The organism is Streptomyces lasiicapitis (genome assembly GCF_014646335.1).
GTDB lineage: Bacteria > Actinomycetota > Actinomycetes > Streptomycetales > Streptomycetaceae > Streptomyces > Streptomyces lasiicapitis.
Map to the genome: position 1 here is coordinate 88,740 of NZ_BMNG01000014.1, position 21,361 is coordinate 110,100.

Below are 21,361 nucleotides of genomic sequence, written 5' to 3' on the forward strand. Positions count from 1 at the left end.
GTGTGGCGCGCATCCGGTGTGCCTCCTCGCCCACCGGGCCCCTCCCTCCCGACGGCCCCTGACATCGCACGTCGCCACGGGAACCGCTCCCGCCCCGCTCGGCGTCGTCCTGGTGGTCGAAGGGGTGCGGGAGGGGTGCGGAAGGGGTGCGGGCGCCCGGTCCGGGTGGCGGGAAGTCGTCGTACGGTCGCCGTGCGCGCAAAGCCAGTTGGTTCGCGAATGCGTAGACGTATTTCCGGAACCGGGTACTCAAAGGCCTCGGAACCGAGCGCCTCGTATTGCGCGTGAATAACGATGAACCGCCTGGGCTTCGCGTTCCATAACGCGCCTTGAGGGCCTTATGTGCTGCTGATACGGTGCGATGGCTTGACACTGCGCCTGGGGCTGACGGGCCAATGGAACCCCGGCCGAGGCGGACGTAAGTGTCTCAAATGACGGTTTTTTCTTGGTCGTACGGGGAGCGGTTGCGTGAAGATCCAAGAGCGTACGGGGGCGGGCAACAACCGTTCCGGCGTGCCGGCTCCGGCCGGGGTCGGTGAACGTCTTCCCACAGCACCTCGCGAGCGCAAACCCGCGCTTGCGGCGCTGGCCGTTCTGCTCATCCTGGTCGGGGCGCTCGGCGCCACGGTGCTCGTGCTGCGCGCGGGGGACCGGGTCGAGGTCGTCAAGGTGACGAAGCGGATCGCGCCGGGCGAATCGGTCAACACGGGCAACTCCACCTCTGTGATGGTCGCTGCGGACTCCGACGTGCACTACATCAAGAAGTCGAAGCTCTCCGCGCTGTCCAAGCTGAAGGCGCGGACCACCATCTACCCGGGCACCGTCGTGGTCGGCGAGATGTTCGACGACAAGGGCGGCCTGCCCACCGGCAAGGCCTCCGTGGGCCTCGCACTGAAGGAGGGGCAGTACCCCTCCACCCTGAAGCAGGGCGACACCGTCGCCCTCTACCGGGTCGCCGCCAACGGCTCCTCCAGCTCCAACGACAACGACAAGGGAACGGGCGGCGGCAGCTCCGCCAGCCGTACGCCCCTGGTCGCCGACGCCCGCGTCGGCCTCGTCAACAGCAAGGAAGACGCCACCATCAGCACCGGCAACCTGAGCATCACCGTGCTCGTCGACAACGACGACGTCGCCGCGGTGACCAGTGCCGCGTCGCTCGGTGAAGTCGCCGTGGCGGTCGTCCCCACCTCCGCCAACTAGAGGGCGGACACCACACACATGGCCCTCATCGCTCTCGCCGCCGACAAAGGTTCCCCCGGCGTCACCACCGCGGCCGTCGCGCTCGCGGCGGTGTGGCCGCGGCGCGTGCTCGTCGCGGAGACCGACCCCGCGGGCGGCGACCTCGTCTACCGCAGCGCCGCCGCGCACGGCGGACCGCTGAACCCGAACACCGGCATGCTCTCCATAGCCGCGACCGCGCGCCGCGGCCTCGTCCCCGACCAACTCTGGGACCACACCCAGCCGTTGTCGGGTGGGCTCGAAGTGCTCGTCGGCCTCGGCATCTCCGAGCAGGCCGCCGGGCTCGCCGGGATCTGGCCGACGCTCGGGCGTGCCTTCGCCCAGCTCGCCGACTCCCCGCACGCGCCCGCCGACGTCATAGCCGACTGCGGCCGGATCGCGGGGGACAGCCCGGCGATCGAGCTGTTCCCGCACGCTGCCCTTGTCCTGCTCATCTCGCGTACGGAGCCGGAGGCCATCGCCCGCGTGCGAGACCGCGCCGCCGCCCTCGCCGCCAAGCTGCACGGCGGCTCCCGCGGCGTCGCCTCGCTCGCGACGCCCCTCATCGGCGTCGTCCTCATCGCCGACCCGGCCAACTCCGGCAAGCTGATACACCAGGTCAACGACATGCTCGTGGCCGCCCAGACCGGCGCCCGCGTCATCGGCACCCTCGCCGACGACCCGGCGGGCGCCGACCAGTTGGCAGGGCGCAAGCGCGGGCGGCTCGACAAGTCGATGCTCATTCGGTCGGCCCGGAAAGTCACCGTCGACCTGTCGCAGCAGTACGGCGCCGCCTGGGCGAATCCGACCGCGGGTCCGACCGCAGGACCGACAGCGGGTGCCGGGCGATGAGTGCCGTCGACCACCAGCTGGTGAAGCGGTTCCGGCAGGACGCCGGTGACCGCATCGCCGAGCAGCGCCGCCTCGACCAGGTCTCCGGCGTCACGCCGATGTCCAGCGAGGACGAGCGGCAGTACGCCCGCGCCGTCATCGCGCAGATCCTGGAGGAGTACGCCCGCGGCGAGATCAACGCCGGGCGCACCCCGCTGGACGCCGAGACCGAGGAGCAGTACGCGGCCGCCGTGCACGCCGCGCTCTTCGGCGTCGGCCGCCTCCAGCCCCTCCTGGACGACCCCGAGGTCGAGAACATCGACATCAACGGCTACGACCAGGTCTTCGTGGGCTACGCCGACGGACGGGAGGCCAGGGGCGAGCCGGTCGCCGAGACCGACGAGGAGCTGATCGAGCTCATCCAGATCCTCGGCGCCTACTCCGGTCTGTCGTCGCGGCCCTTCGACTCCGCCAACCCCCAGCTCGACCTGCGGCTCCCGGACGGCTCCCGGCTCTCCGCCGTGATGGACGTGACCCGGCGGCCCGCCCTGTCCATCCGTCGCGCCCGCATGGGCAAGGTCTTCATGTCCGACCTGGTGGGGAACGGCACGATCGCCCCGGATGTCGCGCACTTCCTCGCCTGCGCCGTACGGGCCCGCAAGAACATCATGATCGCGGGCGCCACCAACGCCGGAAAGACCACGCTCCTGCGCGCCCTCGCCAACGAGATCCCGCCCCACGAGCGCCTCATCACCGTCGAACGCGCCCTGGAGCTCGGCCTCGACACCTTCGCCGACCTGCATCCCAACGTCGTGGCCTTCGAGGAGCGGCTGCCCAACTCCGAGGGGCAGGGCACCATCTCGATGGCCGAGCTGGTACGGCGTTCGCTGCGCATGAACCCCTCCCGCGTCATCGTCGGCGAGGTACTCGGCGACGAGATCGTGACCATGCTCAACGCCATGTCGCAGGGCAACGACGGCTCGCTCTCCACGATCCACGCCAACAGCTCCAGCGAGGTCTTCAACAGGATCTCGACGTACGCGCTCCAGGCCTCCGAGCGGCTGCCCATCGAGGCAAGCCAGATGCTCGTCGCCGGAGCCGTGAACTTCGTCGTCTTCATCCAGCGGCGCAACAACTACCAGACCGGCGGCAAGCTCCAGCGCATGGTGACCTCCGTCCGCGAGGTCAACGGCGTCGACGGCAGGGTGCTGTCCAGCGAGGTGTTCGCGGAGGCGCCGGACGGCCGCGTCGTCGCGCACGCGCCGATCGCCTGCATGGACGACCTCGCCGCGTTCGGCTACCGGCCCGCCGGGCAATGGGGGTGAGCACGACATGAACTCACTCGGCTCCATGGGGGGTCTGTTCTCGCTGCCCGTGCTGTACGGGCTGGCCTGCGGCGTCGCCGTCGGCGGCGGCCTCGCGCTGCTCGCGGTCGCGGTGCGCGGTCTGCCCGCCAAGCCGGCCCACGAGAAGCAGCGCGCCAGCGAGCGGATGAGCGAACTCGTCCGGTTCGCCGGGCAGCGCGGCTCGCTCGCCGCCGGCGTCGGCCTGGTCGTCCTGCTGCTCTCGCGCTGGGCGGTGGCCGGCATCGCGGCCGGCGTCCTCGTCTTCTTCTGGGACAAGCTGTTCGGCGGTGCCGCCGAGGAGCGCCAGCAGATGCGGCGCGTCGAGGCCCTCGCGGCCTGGACCGAGTCGCTGCGCGACACCATCGCGGGCGCAGTCGGCCTGGAGCAGGCCATTCCGGCGTCCGCGCGGGCCGCGGCGCCCGTCCTGCGGCCCCATCTCGACGCCCTCGTCGACCGGTTGCGGGCCCGCACCCCGCTGCCCGAGGCCCTGCAGATCCTCGCCGACGAGATCGACGACGCCTCGGCCGACATCATCGTCGCGGCGCTGATCCTCAACTCCAAGCTGCGCGGTCCCGGCCTGCGCCAGGTCCTCGGCGCGCTCGCCAAGTCGGCGCGCGAGGAGGTCGACATGCGGCAGCGCGTGATGGCGCAGCGGGCCTCGACCCGGCGTTCGGTGCAGATCGTGGTCGCGGTCTCCATCGCCTTCGTACTCGGACTCTCGATCTTCAACCGCGAGTTCGTGTCGCCGTACGGCACTCCCGTCGGGCAGCTCGTCCTGGCCTGTGTGTGCGGTCTGTTCGCGCTCGGCTTCTGGTGGCTGCGCAAGCTGTCGACGGTCGAGACGCCGGACCGTTTCCTCGTCCGGGACGAGCCGGGGGTCCAGTTCGTACGTCCCCGGGTGCCGGGCGCCGAACCGGGCGCGGGCCAGCAAGTGCTGCCGCCGCACACGAACACCTCTGAGGGGGTACGTCGATGAACCTGACCATGCCGATCGTCATCGGCGCCACCCTGGGCCTCGGCATCTTCGCCCTGGTCCGCGCGCTGATGCCGGCCAAGCGCAGCGCGGTCGCCACGGTCGCGCGCATCGACGCGATGCGGGCCCGCGGCGCGGCGTACGAGTCCTCGCACCGCACGGCGGACGCCGAGGACAAGGGGCGGCTCGGCACCGTACGCAGCCGCGTGGGCGTGCGCGTCGCCGAGTTCTACGTCCAGCAGGGCTGGGAGATGCGGTCGCTGCGGGCCGACCTGGCCGTGCTCGACCGGAGTTGGGAGAAGTTCCTGGCGACGAAGGTGCTGCTCGCGGCCACCGGTGTCTTCTTCGGCCCGTTCCTCTTCGTGGTCATCTACACCCTCAACTTCGGCCGCAGCCCCATCATCCCGGTGTGGCTGGCCCTGATGTTCGGCGTGCTCTTCTTCTTCCTGCCGGACCTCGAGGTGCGGCGGGACGCGCAGGACAAGCGGCGCGACCTGCGGCGCGTCATCGGCGCCTACCTCGACCTGGTCTCCATGAGCCTCGCGGGCGGCCGCGGCCTGCCCGAGGCGCTGATGGCGGCGGCCGAGGTGTCCGACGGCTGGGCGACGCAACGTATCCGCAACGCCCTGGCCGACGCCCGGATCACCGGCATCAGCCAGTGGCAGGCGCTCGGCTCGCTCGGCGAGGAACTGGGCGTCGAAGAGCTCAAGGACCTCTCCGCGTCCCTGGCCCTGGTCGCGGACGACGGCGCGAAGGTGCGCGAGTCGCTCGCCTCCCGCGCGGAGACGATGCGCCACCGCGAGCTCGCCGAGATCGAGGGCAGCGCGGGCGAGAAGTCACAGTCGATGCTTGTGGCACAGCTGTTGCTGTGTGCGGGATTCCTGGTGTTCCTCATCTTTCCGGCGGCGATGCGCGTGTTCCAGGCCTGAACCCCTGAACCCTCCGACGGGGACACGTCGAACGCGATCCACAGACCCGTACATCCCCCCACAAAACTCTGTTTCGAGAGGACAACTCACCATGAACGGACGGAACTTCAGCACCGGCATCCCGGCGGTCGACTTCCTCGTCACCTTCCTCCAGGGGCGTGTGCAGCGCGCCCGCTCCGGCGAGCTCGACCGCGGCGCGTCCGCCGTCGAGTGGGTGATCATCTCGGCGGTCGTCGTGGCGATCGTCGGCGTGGTCGCCGCGATCATCAACAACGCGCTCAAGGGCGGCGCCGACAAGGTCAGCGACTGCATCGAGGGCGCCGACGCCAGCAAGACCTGCTGAACCGATGAATCGTGACCGGATGCCGGGATTCGTACGCCGAAGGGTGGAGGCCGCCTCCGCCCGCGGCGAATCCGGCATGACCGCGATCGAGTTCGTGCTGCTCACACCGGTCCTCTTCTTCCTGATCTTCGCGACGGTGCAGTTCGCCCTGTACTTCTTCGCGGACCACGTCGCCCAGGCGGCGGCCCAGGCCGGCGCGCGCAAGGCCCGTGCCACGGCCGACGACAACCCGGGCGGCTGGCGGGGCGAGGCGACCGACGTCGTCGACGCCTACATCCGCCAGCTCGGCCCGAAGCTGGTGCTCGGCCCGGACGTCAAGACCATCCAGCCGCAGCAGAACACGGTCGGCGTGGAGATCACGGCCGAGGTGCCCTCGGTCTTTCCCGGGCTCGACCTGACGGTGCACGCACAGTCGTCGGGGCCGGTGGAGCGGTTCGTGGAGGAGGACGGCTGATGCGGGGGGTACGGGGGATGCGGGGGGTACGACGCTTGGCGGCCGGGGTCGCGAGACGCCGCCGCAGTCGCGTCGCGGCTGACGATCGGGGGCTCTCCACCGTCGAAGTCGTCATCCTGGCACCGGTGATGATCCTCTTCATCCTGGTCCTGGTGGCCTTCGGGCAGCTCGTCGACGGCCGCGGTGCCATCGACGGCGCGGCCCGCGACGCCGCCCGCGCGGGCTCGATCCAGAAGGACCAGGGCACGGCGATGGCCGAGGCCCGCAAGGCCGCCAAGGCCGACCTGGAGGACGTCTGCTCGGGACCGGTCACCGTCGTACAGAAGAGCGCGGGCTTCGAGCCGGACACGCTCTTCACGGTCGAGGTGAGCTGCGAGGTGCGGGGCCTCGCGATGCTCGGCCTCGACATCCCGACGACGCTGGAGGCCAGCTTCAGCTCCCCGCTGGATCCTTACCGGAGGTCGGCGTGAGAGCGGGAGCGGTGGGGGTTGTTCGCGGATTTCGTGTCGTACGGGACTTTCCGGGCGTACGAGGGTGGGTCGGCGCACGCCGGGCGCGACTGGACGACCGGGGCTCGGGCGCGGGCGCCGTCATCGTCTTCGCGCTCGTCTTCCTCACCCTGACCGCGTTCGTGATCGACGGCGGCCTGTCCATCTCCAAGCGCGAACGCGCCGCCGACATCGCCGAACAGGCCGCCCGCTACGCCGCGCAGGACCTCGACACCGAGGGCCTGTACGAAGGCGCGGACGGCGCCCCCATCAACTACGAGAACTGCGGCGCCCGGGTCAAGAAGTTCGCCCGCGAAATGGGCCTGAACGGCCCGGACGTGTCCGCCACCCACTGCGTCACCGCCACCGCCGAACAGGTCGAGGTCGAGGTCCAGATGACGTACAGCCCGGTGTTCACCGGGATGTTCTTCGGCGGGGACGTGACGGTGCGGGGGCGGGCCGCGGCGGAGAACCGGGTCGGGTAGGCGGTCACCGAGTTGTCCACACGGAGTTATCCACAGCCTCTGCGCGGGCGTTGGCACCTTCCGTAACATCGCCCGAGTACGCAGATACGCATCCCACACACAAGGATCAGGACCAGGACACCCGCCATGGCGCGACGTACCACCCCAAGCTCGACGGGTCCGCGGAACCGGACGCCTCAGCCCCTGCCGGGGCGTCGGCGCTCGGCAGGGGACTTCGTCAAGGCGTTCATCGCCTTCGTGGCCCTCGCCGCGCTGGTCTTCGGCGTGCCCGGTGCCCTCGCGTACTTCGTGGGGTGGCCGCTGCCCGGCGGGGCGCCGTCGATGGACTGGCTGCAGCAGGAGATCACCGTCGGCACGTTCATCAACGTGCTGACCGTCGTGGTCTGGCTGGCCTGGGCGCAGTTCACCGCGTGCGTGCTCGTCGAGGTGAAGGCGGCGCTGTCCGGCGTCGGCATGCCGGGGCGGGTGCCGGGGGCCGGACCGAGCCAGGTGCTCGCGCGCCAGCTCGTCGCGGCGCTGCTGCTCGTGGGTGCCACGGCGGCCAGCTTCGCGCCGGGGCTCTCGCAGTTCGGGCAGTCCCTGGAGGGCAACCAGAAGCCGGCCGCGGCCAGCGCGCAGCAGACACCCGGCGTGTTCGGCCAGGACCAGCAGTCCGCGGCGGCGAGTGCCGCGGCCGCCCTCGCCGAGCAGGCGGGCCAGGCCGGGGCCAAGGCGGGCACGGGGCAGGACGGGGACACGAAGTTCTACCGCATCCAGCCCCCGGAGGGCCGCCACCACGACTCCCTGTGGGAGATAGCGGAGCGCCACCTCGGCGACGGGCGGCGGTACAAGGAGATCTACCAGCTCAACAAGGACCGTGAGCAGCCCGACGGTTCGCGCCTGTCCGAGGCCAGCCTGATCCGGCCCGGCTGGATCATGGAGATGCCCGCCGACGCCCACGGCGGCGAACTGGTGGAGATGCCCGACGAGGCCCCCAAGGTGTCGGAGGAAGTGCGCGAGCAGATCTCCGACTACGCCAAGACGGGGGACCAGCGCCAGGGCGGCGGCGCCCAGGAGAGCGGCAACGACCGCCAGGGCGGCGGCGGTTCCGTCGACCGGGACACGACGCACATCACGATTCCCGAGCAGCGGCCCGACGGCGGGGCGCGGGGTGACGGGCAGGACCGACAGGGCGGCCAGGGCGACGGCAAGGAGACCGGCCGGGAGAGCGGTACGCCCGCCGCGGCCGAGTCCGACGACTCCGGCTTCGGGCTGCCCGAGGCGCTCATCGGGGCGCCGCTGCTCGCCGCCGGACTTCTCGGCGCCCTCGGCAGGCGCCGACGGCACGCGCTGTGGCAGTCGGCGATGGGCGCCGTCGGCCTGCGTCGCGGCATGGAGCCGCCGACGCCGACCGGCTCCGCGGCCGACGCCCAGGACGCCCTGCTCGTGGGCGCCGACCCCGAGGGCGTCCGCCTCCTGGACCGCTCCCTGCGCGGCCTCGCCGCCGCGCTCACGGAGGAGTCCCGCCCGCTGCCGACGGTGTACGCGGCCTGGCTCAGCAACGGCGACCTGCACCTCCAGCTCGCCCAGCCGTCCGGACGCCCGCCCGCGCCCTGGCAGTTGGGCCAGGACGAGACCTTCTGGATGCTCGCCCGCACGGACGCCGGGCGGTACGAGGACGTGGACACCGCCGCGCCCTACCCCGGCCTGGTCTGCCTCGGCACCATGGACGACTCGCGGCTGCTGCTCAACCTGGAGGCCGTGCCCGGCATCGTGTCGCTCGCCGGCACCGAGGCCGACCGGGCGGCCGTGTTCGCGTCCGTCGCCGCCGAACTGGCCACCAACGGCTGGTCGGACCGCATGACGATCACCCTCGTCGGCTTCGGCGACGACCTCACGCCGCTCGCGCCGAACCGGCTGCGCCACCTCGAGGACGTCGACGCGCTCATCGAGACGATGGAGGCAGAGACCCGGCAGCGCCGTGGCGCGCTCGGCGCGGCAGGACACGACTCGGTGCTCACCGGCCGCACAGGACCGGCCCAGCACACCCGCTGGGCCCCGCACCTGGTGCTGCTCGCGGCCCAGCCGAGCGCTGCCGACGCCGTCAAGCTCGCCGAGCTGGCCGCCGACGCGAGCCGCCTCGGCATCGGCTACCTGGTCGGTTCCGAGTCCGGCGACCTGCCCGGTGCCGCCTGGGAGATGCAGATCACCGGCGAGGGCAAGCTGCTCGCCCCGCTGCTCGGCCTCGAACTTCAGGCGCAGCGGCTGCCGGACGCGCTGCGGCGCGCGGTGGTCGAGCTGTTCGTCGACGCCGACCCGCGGCCCGGGGGAGGCGGCGACGGCTCGGACGGCGGGCCCGCGTCCGCGCCGCCGTTCCTGGTGGACGTCACCGAGCAGGGACGGCCCGCGGTGTACGCACGCCTTGTCGGCTCCTACGAGATCATCGGCCTGGAGACCCCGGACGGCGAGCGCAGCCCGCTCCTGCACGAGGCGCTCGCGCTGCTGCTGCTCCACCGCGAAGGGGTGCACCCGCGGGTGCTCGCCTCCGCGCTGTGGCCGCGCGGGGTCACCGACGACGTGCGCGACGCCCTCCTCGACCGGCTGCGGGACTGGCTCGGCAGCGAGCCCGACGGCTCGCCCCGGCTGCGGGCCGACGGGACCGGCCGCCTCAAGCTCGCCAAGTCCGTGGTGTCCGACCTGGACGTGCTGCGGTCGCTGTACCACGAGGCGACGCAGGGCCGCGGATCCGGCAACCGTGCCGTGCGCGGGCGGATGCTCACGGACGCGCTGGTGCTCGTGCGGGGTCCGCTGCTCGCGGACCGGCCGCAGGGGCGGTACGGCTGGCTCACGCACGAGATCGTCGACGCCCAACTCCCGCTCCTCGTCGCGGACATCGGGCTCGCGCTGTCCGAGTTCCACCTGGAGAAGGACCGGGCCGAGAAGGCGATGGAGGCGCTGAACGCGGCGCTCGGATCCGCGCCGGGCGACGAGCGGCTCTGGAACGAGCTGCTGCGGGCGACGCACGCCGTGGGGGACCCCGCGCGCTTGCGGACACTCGCCGCGGACCTGGTCGCCCGCAGCGGCGCCCGCGGGCTGCCGCCGCGCACGGAGGCCCTGCTCGACGAGCTGCTGCCCGCGTGGCGGGCGGGGGCCGCGTCGTCGGCCGGATGACACCGCCCCCGCGCCCGACCCTGCCCGTCTGAACGTACGAACCCGAACCGGAGCACACCGTGCAGCAGACCCTGATCACCCTCGGGGCCGCCCTCCTGGGCGCCGCCGCGGGCCTGCTGCTGCCCCGCGCCGCGTACCGCTTCTCCGCCCCGGCCGGAGAGCCCTGGCACACCCGCTGCCCGGACGGCGAGCACGAGGTCAAGGGCTGGCTCGGCGGCCACAACGAGTGCCCGGACGGCAGCCGGTACGGGCCACGGGCCGTGACGCTCGCGCTGGTCACGGCCGCGGCCTGCGCCTGGCTCGCGGCCGCCACGGGCCCCCGGCCGGAACTCGCGGTGTGGCTGCTCCTGACCCCGCCCGCCGTCGTCCTCGCGGTCGTCGACTTCGCCGTGATGCGGCTGCCGGACGTGCTTACGCTGCCGATGGCGGCCGTCGCCGTCGCGCTGCTCGGGGTGGCCGCGGTGCTTCCGGAGCAGGGCGGCTCCTGGACGACGGCGCTGCTCGGCGCCCTGATCCTGAGCGGCGGGTACTTCGTGCTGTTCCTGATCAACCCCAACGGCATGGCGTTCGGCGACGTCAAGCTCGCGCTGGCGCTCGGCGCGGCACTCGGCTGGTACGGCTGGGGCTTCCTGCTGCTCGGCACGTTCGCGGGCTTCTTGTTCGCGGCGGTGTACGGGGGCTGGCTCGTCGTGGTCCGCAAGGCGGGCCGCAGGACGGCGATCGCGTTCGGCCCGTTCCTGCTCGCCGGGGCGTTCGCCGGGGTCCTGCTGGGGGCGTACGCGGCGTGAGTGAAGGCCTGGCGTAGGCTGAAGAGGTTCCGCGCTCCGCTGTCTGGACCTTACGAAAGGCGCCCCGGTGACCGAGAAGGCCGACCTCCAGTCCGTCCTCGACCGAGCCGCCGACGGCGGGCGGATCAGCGCCGAAGAGGCGCTCGACCTGTACCGCGACGCCCCGCTGCACGCCCTCGGCGCCGCCGCCGACGCCGTCCGCCGCCGCCGGTACGCGGGGGTCGAGCACATCGCGACGTACATCATCGAGCGGAACATCAACTACACGAACGTCTGTGTGACGGCGTGCAAGTTCTGTGCCTTCTACGCCGCCCCGAAGGACACCAAGAAGGGCTGGACGCGCGACCTCGACGACATCCTGCGCCGCTGCGCGGAGACGGTCGAGCTCGGCGGCACGCAGATCATGTTCCAGGGCGGGCACCACCCGGACTTCGGCGTGGAGTACTACGAGAAGCACTTCAGCGCCATCAAGAAGGACTTCCCGCAGCTGGTCATCCACTCCCTCGGCGCGTCCGAGGTCGAGCACATGGCCCGCATCTCCAAGGTCTCCGTCGAGGAGGCGATCCAGCGGATCAACACCGCCGGGCTCGACTCCTTCGCGGGCGCGGGCGCGGAGCTGCTGCCCGAGCGCCCCCGCAAGGCCATCGCCCCGCTCAAGGAGTCCGGCGAGCGCTGGCTGGAGATCATGGAGACGGCGCACAACCTGGGCGTGGAGTCGACGTCCACGATGCTCATGGGCACCGGCGAGACGAACGCCGAGCGCATCGAGCACCTGCGCATGATCCGCGACGTACAGGACCGGACGGGCGGTTTCCGCGCCTTCATCCCGTACACGTACCAGCCCGAGAACAACCACCTCAAGGGCCGCACGCAGGCCTCGGTCTTCGAGTACCTGCGCATGATCGCGATCGCCCGGATCTTCCTCGACAACGTCGCGCACATCCAGGGTTCCTGGCTGACCACCGGCAAGGAGGCCGGCCAGCTCACCCTGCACTACGGCGCGGACGACCTCGGCTCGGTGATGCTGGAGGAGAACGTGGTCTCCTCGGCCGGCGCCAAGCACCGCTCCAACCTGGCCGAGATGATCGACATGATCCGTACGGCGGACCGGGTCCCGGCCCAGCGCGCCACGACGTACGAGCACCTCGCCGTGCACGACGACCCGGCGAACGACCCGGTCGACGAGCGCGTCGCCTCGCACATCTCCTCCACCGCGATCGAGGGCGGCACGGCCCACCCGGAGCTCAAGCTCCTCTCCGCGAACTAGCCGGCCCCCGCCGCTTTGCTGACACTCCACCGCGTACGCGGCGTCACGGCCGCCGACGGCACGATCGCCCTGGGCCACGCGGTCGTGGTCGACGGCGCCCGCTTCGCGGCGATCGCTCCGTACGAGGACCTGCTGGCGACATACGGAGACCGGGCCCGGGTCCGCGACTGGGCAGACGGAACCCTGACCCCCGGCCGCTACGAGCCGAACGCGGTGGCCCTCCTGGAGTCCACGTACTGGCCGGACCCCCGGGAGTCCGAGGCCCTCGGCACCGAGCCCCTGACCGGCCCCGCCCTCGCGGCCCTGGACATGCCGGACACCCGCTGGGGCGCGAGCGCGAGGCGGGGCGTCCAACGCCTGCTGGCAGCGGGCACCACCGCCTTGGCGGGCCCGTTCACCCACCCTGCGGTCCGCACCGCCGTCGCGCGCTCGGGGCTGAGGGACTGCCCGGTCGCCCCGCCCGTGCCCGGGGGAGGAGCGGACTTCGCCGTGCTGACCCCGGACGGCACTTGCCTGGCAACGGCGATCGCCGGCCGCCTGCTGTTCCGCCGCCGCTGACGGCACCAATACGCTCCCCGAGGCAGGCGCCCCTTAAGGGGCGCGGGGAACTGCGCGAGCAACCAAGAACAACCCGCGCCCGCCAGCAAACATCACAAGGCAGACGCTCCCGCGAAGAGCCCGCCGCAGGCGAAGGCCCCGGCCAAGGAAGAAGACCGGCCTGACACAATAGGCCGGGTGACCCGAGCCTCCCTGGACAAGCAGCCGCACGAAGTCGCCTCCATGTTCGACGACGTCGCGGAACGGTACGACCTGACCAACGACGTGATCTCGCTCGGCCAGGCCAGGCTCTGGCGCAAGGCGGTCGCGCAGGCGGTAGACGCGAGGCCGGCGCAGAAGGTCCTGGACCTGGCCGCGGGCACGGCCACGTCGTCGCAGCCCTTCGCGCAGGCGGGCGCGTACGTCGTGCCGTGCGACTTCTCGCTCGGGATGCTGAGCGTGGGCAAGCAGCGCCACCCCTGGATGCCGTTCACGGCGGGCGACGCGATGAGGCTGCCGTTCAAGGACGACACGTTCGACGCGGTCACGATCTCCTTCGGCCTGCGCAACGTGCAGGACACGGACGCGGCGCTGCGCGAGATGTACCGGGTGACGCGGCCCGGCGGACGCGTGGTGATCTGCGAGTTCTCGGAGCCGACGTGGGGGCCGTTCCGCACCGTCTACATCGAGTACTTGATGCGCGCGCTGCCGCCCGTCGCGCGGACGGTCTGCTCCAACCCGGACGCGTACGTCTACCTCGCGGAGTCCATCCGTTCGTGGCCGAACCAGCCGGAGCTCGCCGCGCGGCTGCAGGGTGCGGGCTGGTCGAAGGTGGCCTACCGGAACCTGACCGGCGGAGTGGTCGCGCTGCACCGGGGGTTCAAGGCGAACTAGCCTCTTCGCCAGGGAGTTGACGGGAACCGTTTGCCGGAGAAGATGTGTCAGTTGATATGTCCCGGCCACTTGCCGTGGTCGGGGCGTGACGGTCGGCACACGCTGATCACGTCCCCTGATACATCTCCCCATAACGGAGCGTCCCGATGGCGTCGAACTGCCCCGACTGCGGGGCTCCAGCTCCCGACGAGGCCCGATTCTGCATGAGATGCGGGCGCGAACGCGATCCCGTTCCGGCGGCGGTGCCGGAGGACGCGGTACCGCCGGAGTCCGGCGGGGCCTCCAAGTCCCTTGAAATGTCCAAGCCTTCGCCGTCCTCGGACGCGTCAAAGTCCCCCGCGGCTCCCGCGGCCCCTGCGGCCTCCGCGGCCGCCGAGGATCCCAAGGAGCCCGAGGCCGCCCCCGAGGAGCCCGCCGACAAGGCCCTCACCCCCTCAACGCACCCCGCCACCCTGGTAGTTCCCCCACCTCCAGCGTCACCGGCCACCCCGCCGCCCCCCGCCGCCGCTCCGGTCGCCGCCCCCGCGCCCCCGGCGTCCGCCCCCGCTCCGGCGCTCGCTCCCGCCGCACCCCCACTCGCATCACCCCCACCTCCGGGCTTCACCCCCGCCCCCTCACCCGTAGGCGCCTACCTCGGCCGTGCCCTCCGCGGTGACTGGGCCGGGTCCGCCCAAGCAGCCCTGTGGCCGCTCGCGTTGCTGCTCATCACAGCCGTGGGCTTCGCCATCCCCTCGTACGGTCAGGACGGCGGAGGCGGCGAGGACATCGTCGGGTTCGGCGACCGGCTGCGGATCGCGCTCGCGACAGCGCTCCAGGCGGTCGGCGGCGACGTCACGCTCACCGGCCGCGAGGAACGGAGCTTCGGCGACTCCTCTCCGCTGGACTCCTCGAGCTCGTCGGACGCCGCGATCGACGGCACCGTGTCGATTCACCTGGTCCCGCTCACGGTGACGGCGCTGTTCGTCGTGGCGCTGATCATCGGCGTACGCATCCTCAGGAACCGGCAGCGCGCCCGCGCCGCCGCGTACGGCACGAGCCACGTGGGTACGACGGCGGGGCTCGAAGCGGCCCTGCGCGTCGGTGTGTTGACGGCCGTCGGCGTGCTGGTGCTCGCGCTGTTCGCGCAGCCCGAGATCGAGGGCGTCGAGTTCTCCTCCGCGCCGTTCCTCGCCATGCTCGGCGCGCTTGGGCTCGCGCTTCTCGTGTCCGTCGCCGTGTTGCACGGCGACGACCTCGCGTACTGGCTTGCCGCACGCCCCGGCGCGCAGGCGTTCGTGCGCGCCGCGAGTGTGGCCCTGCGCGCCCTCGCGATCGTCCTCGTGCTCGCCTCGGCGGTCGGCTACTTCGCCCTCACCCAGATCGACGACCTGTCCGACGCGTCCGACACGGAGGACTCCGGCATCTCGCCGTACGTCGTCGCGCTGCTCCTCCTGCCGAACCTGGGCCTCGCGGCCCTGGGCGTCGGCTGGGGCGCGCCGCTCGAGGCGGAGGCGACGGGACGGCGTACGACGTACGGCGACAATCAGGAGAGCCACTCGTTCGGGCTCTCCGAACTCGGTGACCTCTTCAACTCCGGTGCTGTCGTGGGCGCGTTGGCGCTCGGCCTGGTGTGCGCGCTGACGATCGGCGTCCTCGCGGCGCGCCGGTGCGCGGGCCGGGGCGAGCAGATCCTGGCCGCCGGGCTGTTCTTCGGTCTTTTCCTGCTGCTCGCGGCGATCGGCGGCTTCGGCTTCGAGACCTCGGCGCGCGAGGTGGGCTACGGCGGCGACTCGGCCAAGGCCACCCTCGAAGGCGGCGTGAGCATGCCGGACGTGCTGCTGTTCGGGCTGCTGTGGGTGGCGGGCGCGGTGGTGGTGGGGCCGCTGTTGGCGATGATGGCCGGGGGAGGGGTGGGCGGGCCGCCGATGCCGCCCGGACCGCCCCCGCCCGGCGCGGGTCCCGGCGCGGGCCCCGGCCTGGGTGACGCGCACAACGCGCCGACCCAGTACGGCATGCCCCTCCAGGGCGGCCCGGCCCCTGGCGCCCCGGCCCCCGCCCCGGGCACCCCGCCCCACGGCACCCCGCCGCCCCAAGGCCCCACCCCCACCGCGTACGACGTCCCCCACACCTTCCAACTCGGCCACCCGCAGGCTCCGCAGGCCCCGAGGCCCGCATTCCGCAGGCCGCGCGGTCGCGCGGGCGTCTGGGTGGCCACGCTCACCGGAGCCTTCGTCATCGGCGGCGGCGCCGCGGCAGGCATCCTGGTCTGGCAGGACAACGGCGACGACAAGTCGGACGCCAAGGGCAAGGACGACAAGCCGGCCGTCAGCCGCACCGAGGAGCCGTCCCAGCCCCCGTCGGACACCCCGACGGACGGCGCCGCACAGCCCACGCCGACCGATCCGTCCACGGACGCCGGTGTCACGGGCGGCGGTACGGACGCGGGCACGACCGGGGGCACGGACGGCTCGGCCACCGACAGCGCCGACGACGCCCCCGTGCCCGCCGGTTCGCAGCGCGTGACCGACACGATGGGCTTCTCCTTCGCGGTCCCCGACGGCTGGAGCCGCGAGCGCGGCGACAACCCGACGCAGATCACGTACGCGGGCCTCACCGGCCCGGAGAACTTCCAGATCGGCGTCATCGACAACGCCGACTACACCTCGTACGGAAACCTCAAGAACATGGAGGTGCACGCCAAGAAGGACCCGGACAAGTCGGACTACCGGCGCGTCCGCCTGGAGGACACCACCTTCCAGGGGCGCCCGGCCGCGGTCTGGGAGTACACGTACAAGGACCGCGGGGACCGCACCATCCACGCGATCGACCACAGCTACATCGCGGACAACGGCACGGAGTACGCGCTCCAGCTCTCCTGGCGCGAGGACTTCTGGCCGGCCGGGCACGGCGCGAAGACGCACCAGACGGCGCTGGACACCTGGCACCTCACCGGATAGCCGGACAACTCGGGCAGTCCGAGCACTCCGGACTGCCCTCCGGCGGGCGGTAGTTCGAGGCGGCGCACGCCCCAGGCGCGCGCCGCCTCCGTCACGTCCGCTGCGGCTCCGCGACACGCGTCCGGCCGCGGCGGCCCGGGGAACCGCTCCGCGGCCCGCCTGCGCCTCAGCCGCTCGCGACCCCCACCTCCGGCTGCCCCGGCTCGTCCAGCTCCCGCTGGAGCCCGCCGTCGGGCGGCCCCGGGCGCCGCGGCTCGCGCACGCCCGCGCCGCCCCCGCCCTCCTGCGGCCCCACGTCGAACCACACGGTCACGACGGCGCCGCGCGGGATCTCGGCGTCGGGCGGGGGGTATTGGCGTACGACGTAGTCGAGCACCAGGTCGTGGAAGTCGGGCCGGTCGGGCGCGCTGAGCCGCACCCCGTGCTTGGCGGCCGTCTCGCGCGCGTCCATCGCCATCAGTCCGACCAAGCGCGGTACGCGCACTTCCGGCGGCCCGGCAGGCCCGGGTGTCTTCGGCACAGGCGTCACCCCCCAGCGGTAAGGGCAGGGTAGCTTCGCCACGGCGGACCACAACCCCGGCCGACCGCGGCCCTGGCCGACCACAGCCCCCGCCGGGGACAACCCCGGCCGGACAGCGACCCCGCGCCCGGCCGGGGAGCCGCTACAGCGTGAGCCGGTAGCAGTACGCCGTCACACCCGTGCTGGGCGAAGTGAACATCTCCGCGCGCTCCATCCCGAGCCGCCGCGCGACCGCCATCGACCGCTCGTTGCGTATGTCGATCATCGCGACCACCGACCGCACGCCCGCCTCCCGCACCCGCTCCAGCGTCGCCCGCGCGGCCGCGGTCGCGTACCCGTGGCCCCACGCCGACCGCGCCAGCCGCCAGCCGATCTCGATCTCACCCGTCGGCCCCCACTCCCGGGGCCACGGCATGGCTCCGGCGAAGCCGATGGGCTCGCCCTCGGGGTCGAGCAAGGTCCACATGCAGAAGCCGAGTTCGGCGTCGTGTCTGCGCTGTCGCGCGGTCAGCTCCTCGTACGTCGACCGCTCGCCGCTCCAGCCGCCGACGAACTCCATGACCTCCGGGTCGTCGAACAGCCGGTGCCAGACGAAGGCGTCCTCGTCGGTCGGGACGCGCAGCCGCACTGCGGGGCCCGAGGCGCCCGCGTCGTTCCTGGGGCTCGCGTCGGCCATGGGGCCCGCTTCGCTCACGTCGCTCACATCGCTCACAAGTGGCCCTTCGCCTGGTTGATCGGTACCGCCTCATAGACTGCCCATATCCCGTGCCCGTCGGCACAATGATTTCGAGCCTTGGGGAGAACCCGCCGTGACCGAGCCCCTCTCCGAACACACCGCTGACGTCATCGTCGTCGGGGCCGGGCCAGCCGGTTCGGCCACGGCGTACCACCTGGCGAAGTCCGGACTCGACGTACTCCTCCTCGAAAAGACCGCGTTCCCACGGGAGAAGGTCTGCGGCGACGGCCTCACCCCGCGCGCCACCAAGCAGCTCGTGTCGATGGGGATCGACATCTCCGAAGAGGCGGGCTGGCTGCGGAACAAGGGCCTCCGCATCATCGGAGGCGGCGTACGGCTGCAACTGGATTGGCCGGAACTCGCCTCTTTCCCGGACTACGGACTCGTACGCAAGCGCGACGACTTCGACGAGCAGCTCGCCCGGCAGGCGCAGAAGGCGGGCGCCCGCCTTCACGAGCGCTGCAACGTGGGCGCCCCGATCATCGACGACCGCACCGGCCGCATCACCGGCGTGCACGCCAAGATGGGCGAGGAGAAGACGCCGGTCACCTTCCACGCGCCGCTGGTCGTGGCCGCGGACGGCAACTCCACGCGCCTGTCGCTCGCGATGGGCCTGCACCGCCGCGAGGACCGCCCGATGGGCGTCGCGGTGCGTACGTACTTCACGTCGCCGCGCCACGACGACGACTACCTGGAGTCCTGGCTGGAGCTGTGGGACCGGCGCGGTGCGCAGGACCGGCTGCTTCCCGGCTACGGCTGGATCTTCGGCATGGGCGACGGCACGTCGAATGTCGGCCTCGGTGTCCTGAACACCTCCGCCGCCTTCAAGGAGCTCGACTGGCGCGAGATCCTCAAGGCCTGGTGCGCCTCGATGCCGGCGGACTGGGGCTACACGCCCGAGAACATGACGATGCCCATCCGCGGCGCCGCCCTGCCGATGGCCTTCAACCGCCAGCCGCACTACACCCGCGGCCTGCTGCTCGTCGGCGACGCGGGCGGCCTCGTCAACCCGTTCAACGGCGAGGGCATCGCGTACGCCATGGAGTCGGGGCAGATCGCCGCCGAGGTCATCGTGCAGGCCCACGCCCGCGCCACGCCCGCCCAGCGCGAACTGGCCCTGCAGAACTACCCGAAGACCCTCAAGGAGGTCTACGGCGGCTACTACACGCTCGGCCGCGCCTTCGTGAAGCTCATCGGCAACCCGAAGGTCATGAAGATCGCCACCCAGCGCGGCCTCACGCACCCGGTCCTGATGAAGTTCACGTTGAAGATGCTGGCGAACCTGACGGACCCGACGGGCGGCGACGCGGCGGACCGGATCATCAACGGCCTGAGCAAGGTGGCCCCGAAGGCCTGAGACGGTCCCTGAGACGGCCTCTGGGCGCACGAGGAAGGGCCGGAACCCCGCTGGGGGTTCCGGCCCTTCTCGCGTACGTCGTGGACGTACGGGAAGCCGTCAGAGGACGCGCACGGCGCCCGAGGCCGGGTAACCGGAGAGGTCCTGGATCACGACGCCCTTGCCGGGGTTCGCGGCGTCCAGGTACTGGCCGTTACCGATGTAGACACCGACGTGGTACGCGGAGCCCGCGCCGCCCCAGTAAAGGATGTCGCCCACCTGGAGGTTGGAGAGCGAGACGGGGGTGCCGGCCGTCGACTGCGCCTGCGAGACGCGCGGCAGGTCGACGCCGACCTGCTTGAAGGCGGCCTGGACGAGGCTGGAGCAGTCCCACGCGTTGGGGCCCGAGGCGCCCATGACGTAGGCGTCGCCGAGCTGCGCCTTCAGGAAGCTGATGACCGTCGAGACGCTGCCGCTGGAGGGCGCGGAGACATTGGAGGACGGGGTGTCGGCGGAGGAGGAGCCGCCGCCGGAGGGCGTGGAGGCCGTGTTGAGCTGGGTGCGCTCGGCGTCACGCGCGGCGCGCTCCCGCTCGGCCTTGCGCTTGGCCTCGGCTTCGGCCTTCTTCTTGGCCTCCGCCTTCTTCTTGGCCTCGGCCTGGTCCTCGGCGGCCTGCTTGGCGGCCTTCACGGCGGCCGCGTCCTGCTGGGCGCGGGCCTCGTAGCTGTCGGCGGTCTGCGCGGTGGCGTCCGCCGACTGGGCGATCTGCGCGGACAGATCGGCCGTCAGGGTGGGCAGTTCGATGGTCTCAGTCACCGGCTCGGCGGCGTTCGCCGTACCAGCGGCGGCGGCCACTGCCAGGGTGCTGAGGACGCCACCGGCAACTCCGGCGCGCAGAGCCATCTTCGACGCGCTGCGGCGGGGCTTCCGGTGGCTGGGTATGTGAGCGGTGTGGGACATGAGAACAACCGCTATCAGGGACACACGGTTCCCTTCAAGAAACGTGTGCTGCGCCACAGTTGCCCGGCGCGCGACTGAATCTCGGGCGTGTCGCTTCTTATTGACGCCGTAACGGGCAATGCGGACAGTCGTGATCACGCCTGTGATCATGGGTTATCTGTGTTACGTCCGAATTGCCCCCGGACTACCACCAGGTGAGCCGGTTGGCCAAGCCCTGTTGTTCGCCCCCCAGTTCGGGTGTGGCACAGGTCACCTCGGGAGCCCTGTTGCACCTCCCTGAGATCTCACCGAGACCGGGCCGAGATATTCCGGCGGTCGCGACGCCTGCCTCTCCCGTCGAGTGCGTCCGCCTCTCCCGGTGGCCGACTCGTGAATCTTGGTGACCGACTCGTGAATCGGTGCACACGTCCACACCCGTCCACATCTCTGCCGCCAAAGTGTGAACGCGCTCCTCTATCAAGCGGCCGCGTCCAGCACCAATTTGCCTGTAGCGGCCATCTCTTGATAGTGCAACCCCGCCCCGACCAGGCCTGACGCGCCGAGATGTCACCTCTGGTGATCACTCAGGCGCTTCGCGTACGAAGATCACCGCTCATCCGACTTCATGATCCTTCGTCAGGTGGTGGAGATCACAAAGCCGTTGTCGTACCCCGTGTCGCAGATCACAGACCGGCAGGCATAAGATGCGGGGCAGTTGGGCTTGTGACCTGCTTCACATGTAAGCGATCTTCGCGTGTGGGCGGGCTTCGCAAATCCGATGCAACCGCCAGCAGTCAGTGCCGACTGAGAGGAGCGAGGAGCGGTGAACGCGTATGCGCCCATCCTCGTACTGGGAGCCCTCGGGGCAGGCTTTGCGATCTTCTCCGTGGTCATGGCCACGCTTATCGGTCCAAAGCGGTACAACCGCGCGAAGCTCGAGGCCTACGAGTGCGGGATCGAGCCGACCCCCACGCCGGCCGGCGGCGGGCGCTTCCCCATCAAGTACTACCTGACGGCGATGCTCTTCATCGTCTTCGACATCGAGATCGTCTTTCTCTATCCCTGGGCCGTCACCTTCGACGCCCTGGGGATTTTCGGGCTCGTGGAGATGCTGCTCTTCGTGCTCACCGTCTTCGTCGCCTACGCGTACGTATGGCGGCGCGGCGGCCTGGAATGGGACTGAGGAGCCAC

Annotated in this window: 20 protein-coding genes and 1 pseudogene; 18 read left to right on the forward strand and 3 right to left on the reverse strand. The window is 71.6% G+C overall.

Translation table 11 applies throughout. The features are described from left to right. Window positions 1-468 precede the first annotated feature (468 nt). From IEY91_RS29255 to IEY91_RS29325, 16 genes and pseudogenes are all read left to right on the forward strand, one after another. Window positions 469-1,200, forward strand: coding sequence for a hypothetical protein (locus tag IEY91_RS29255; protein WP_189176298.1), 732 nt, complete (start codon window positions 469-471; stop codon window positions 1,198-1,200). 18 nt (window positions 1,201-1,218) lie between these two features. Then, window positions 1,219-2,070 (forward strand): hypothetical protein, encoded by an 852-nt coding sequence (locus IEY91_RS29260; protein ID WP_164321930.1) that lies wholly within the window; start codon window positions 1,219-1,221, stop codon window positions 2,068-2,070. After that, window positions 2,067-3,374, forward strand: coding sequence for a TadA family conjugal transfer-associated ATPase (locus IEY91_RS29265; RefSeq protein WP_164321928.1), 1,308 nt, complete (start codon window positions 2,067-2,069; stop codon window positions 3,372-3,374). The genes IEY91_RS29260 and IEY91_RS29265 overlap by 4 nt, the downstream gene beginning before the upstream one ends. A gap of 7 nt (window positions 3,375-3,381) precedes the next feature. Next, a complete protein-coding gene (locus IEY91_RS29270) occupies window positions 3,382-4,371 on the forward strand; it encodes a type II secretion system F family protein (protein WP_164321926.1) in 990 nt (329 codons plus the stop codon). Next, window positions 4,368-5,297 (forward strand): type II secretion system F family protein, encoded by a 930-nt coding sequence (locus IEY91_RS29275; RefSeq protein ID WP_164321924.1) that lies wholly within the window; start codon window positions 4,368-4,370, stop codon window positions 5,295-5,297. The genes IEY91_RS29270 and IEY91_RS29275 overlap by 4 nt, the downstream gene beginning before the upstream one ends. Window positions 5,298-5,388: 91 nt before the next feature. Next, window positions 5,389-5,640, forward strand: a complete 252-nt coding sequence (locus IEY91_RS29280; RefSeq protein WP_030363318.1) for a hypothetical protein — start codon at window positions 5,389-5,391, stop codon at window positions 5,638-5,640. Window positions 5,641-5,659: 19 nt separating this feature from the next. After that, complete coding sequence (locus tag IEY91_RS29285; RefSeq protein ID WP_189176299.1) at window positions 5,660-6,094, forward strand: TadE/TadG family type IV pilus assembly protein; 435 nt, start codon at window positions 5,660-5,662, stop codon at window positions 6,092-6,094. A 17-nt stretch (window positions 6,095-6,111) separates the two neighbouring features. Next, the gene (locus IEY91_RS29290; protein ID WP_229697307.1) at window positions 6,112-6,564 is read left to right on the forward strand and encodes a TadE/TadG family type IV pilus assembly protein; all 453 of its coding nucleotides are present in this window, start codon (window positions 6,112-6,114) and stop codon (window positions 6,562-6,564) included. 89 nt (window positions 6,565-6,653) lie between these two features. Continuing rightward, window positions 6,654-7,067 carry a TadE/TadG family type IV pilus assembly protein gene (locus IEY91_RS29295; protein ID WP_189176391.1) on the forward strand — a complete coding sequence of 138 codons (414 nt, stop codon included), beginning with the start codon at window positions 6,654-6,656 and terminating at the stop codon, window positions 7,065-7,067. Between the two features lie 126 nt (window positions 7,068-7,193). Continuing rightward, the gene (locus IEY91_RS29300) at window positions 7,194-10,217 is read left to right on the forward strand and encodes a BTAD domain-containing putative transcriptional regulator (protein ID WP_189176300.1); all 3,024 of its coding nucleotides are present in this window, start codon (window positions 7,194-7,196) and stop codon (window positions 10,215-10,217) included. 59 nt (window positions 10,218-10,276) lie between these two features. Then, window positions 10,277-11,005: a prepilin peptidase gene (locus IEY91_RS29305; RefSeq protein WP_189176301.1), complete on the forward strand. Its 729-nt coding sequence runs from the start codon at window positions 10,277-10,279 to the stop codon at window positions 11,003-11,005. Between the two features lie 67 nt (window positions 11,006-11,072). Beyond that, window positions 11,073-12,272: a cyclic dehypoxanthinyl futalosine synthase gene (gene mqnC / locus IEY91_RS29310; protein ID WP_189176302.1), complete on the forward strand. Its 1,200-nt coding sequence runs from the start codon at window positions 11,073-11,075 to the stop codon at window positions 12,270-12,272. 15 nt (window positions 12,273-12,287) lie between these two features. Continuing rightward, window positions 12,288-12,830 (forward strand): hypothetical protein, encoded by a 543-nt coding sequence (locus IEY91_RS29315; RefSeq protein WP_189176303.1) that lies wholly within the window; start codon window positions 12,288-12,290, stop codon window positions 12,828-12,830. 177 nt (window positions 12,831-13,007) lie between these two features. Continuing rightward, window positions 13,008-13,703 carry a demethylmenaquinone methyltransferase gene (locus IEY91_RS29320; protein ID WP_164321912.1) on the forward strand — a complete coding sequence of 232 codons (696 nt, stop codon included), beginning with the start codon at window positions 13,008-13,010 and terminating at the stop codon, window positions 13,701-13,703. 146 nt (window positions 13,704-13,849) lie between these two features. After that, window positions 13,850-13,918 (forward strand): annotated as a pseudogene (locus IEY91_RS42015) (zinc-ribbon domain-containing protein); the annotation flags it as partial. An 81-nt stretch (window positions 13,919-13,999) separates the two neighbouring features. Next, window positions 14,000-16,639, forward strand: coding sequence for a serine/threonine kinase C-terminal domain-containing protein (locus IEY91_RS29325; RefSeq protein WP_189176304.1), 2,640 nt, complete (start codon window positions 14,000-14,002; stop codon window positions 16,637-16,639). 166 nt (window positions 16,640-16,805) lie between these two features. Here the strand turns inward: IEY91_RS29325 and IEY91_RS29330 are convergent, their stop codons facing one another. Both IEY91_RS29330 and IEY91_RS29335 read right to left on the reverse strand, forming a co-directional pair. Further along, the gene (locus IEY91_RS29330; protein ID WP_229697308.1) at window positions 16,806-17,096 is read right to left on the reverse strand and encodes a PASTA domain-containing protein; all 291 of its coding nucleotides are present in this window, start codon (window positions 17,094-17,096) and stop codon (window positions 16,806-16,808) included. Window positions 17,097-17,301: 205 nt separating this feature from the next. Further along, complete coding sequence (locus tag IEY91_RS29335; RefSeq protein ID WP_189176392.1) at window positions 17,302-17,835, reverse strand: GNAT family N-acetyltransferase; 534 nt, start codon at window positions 17,833-17,835, stop codon at window positions 17,302-17,304. 133 nt (window positions 17,836-17,968) lie between these two features. Between IEY91_RS29335 and IEY91_RS29340 the strand changes: the two genes are divergently transcribed. After that, window positions 17,969-19,252: a geranylgeranyl reductase family protein gene (locus IEY91_RS29340; protein ID WP_164321910.1), complete on the forward strand. Its 1,284-nt coding sequence runs from the start codon at window positions 17,969-17,971 to the stop codon at window positions 19,250-19,252. A gap of 99 nt (window positions 19,253-19,351) precedes the next feature. Here IEY91_RS29340 and IEY91_RS29345 read toward each other — a convergent pair whose 3' ends face one another. Further along, window positions 19,352-20,191 (reverse strand): C40 family peptidase, encoded by an 840-nt coding sequence (locus IEY91_RS29345; RefSeq protein WP_229697297.1) that lies wholly within the window; start codon window positions 20,189-20,191, stop codon window positions 19,352-19,354. Between the two features lie 802 nt (window positions 20,192-20,993). Here IEY91_RS29345 and IEY91_RS29350 point away from each other — a divergent pair. Further along, a complete protein-coding gene (locus IEY91_RS29350) occupies window positions 20,994-21,353 on the forward strand; it encodes an NADH-quinone oxidoreductase subunit A (RefSeq protein WP_003992243.1) in 360 nt (119 codons plus the stop codon). Window positions 21,354-21,361 lie beyond the last annotated feature (8 nt).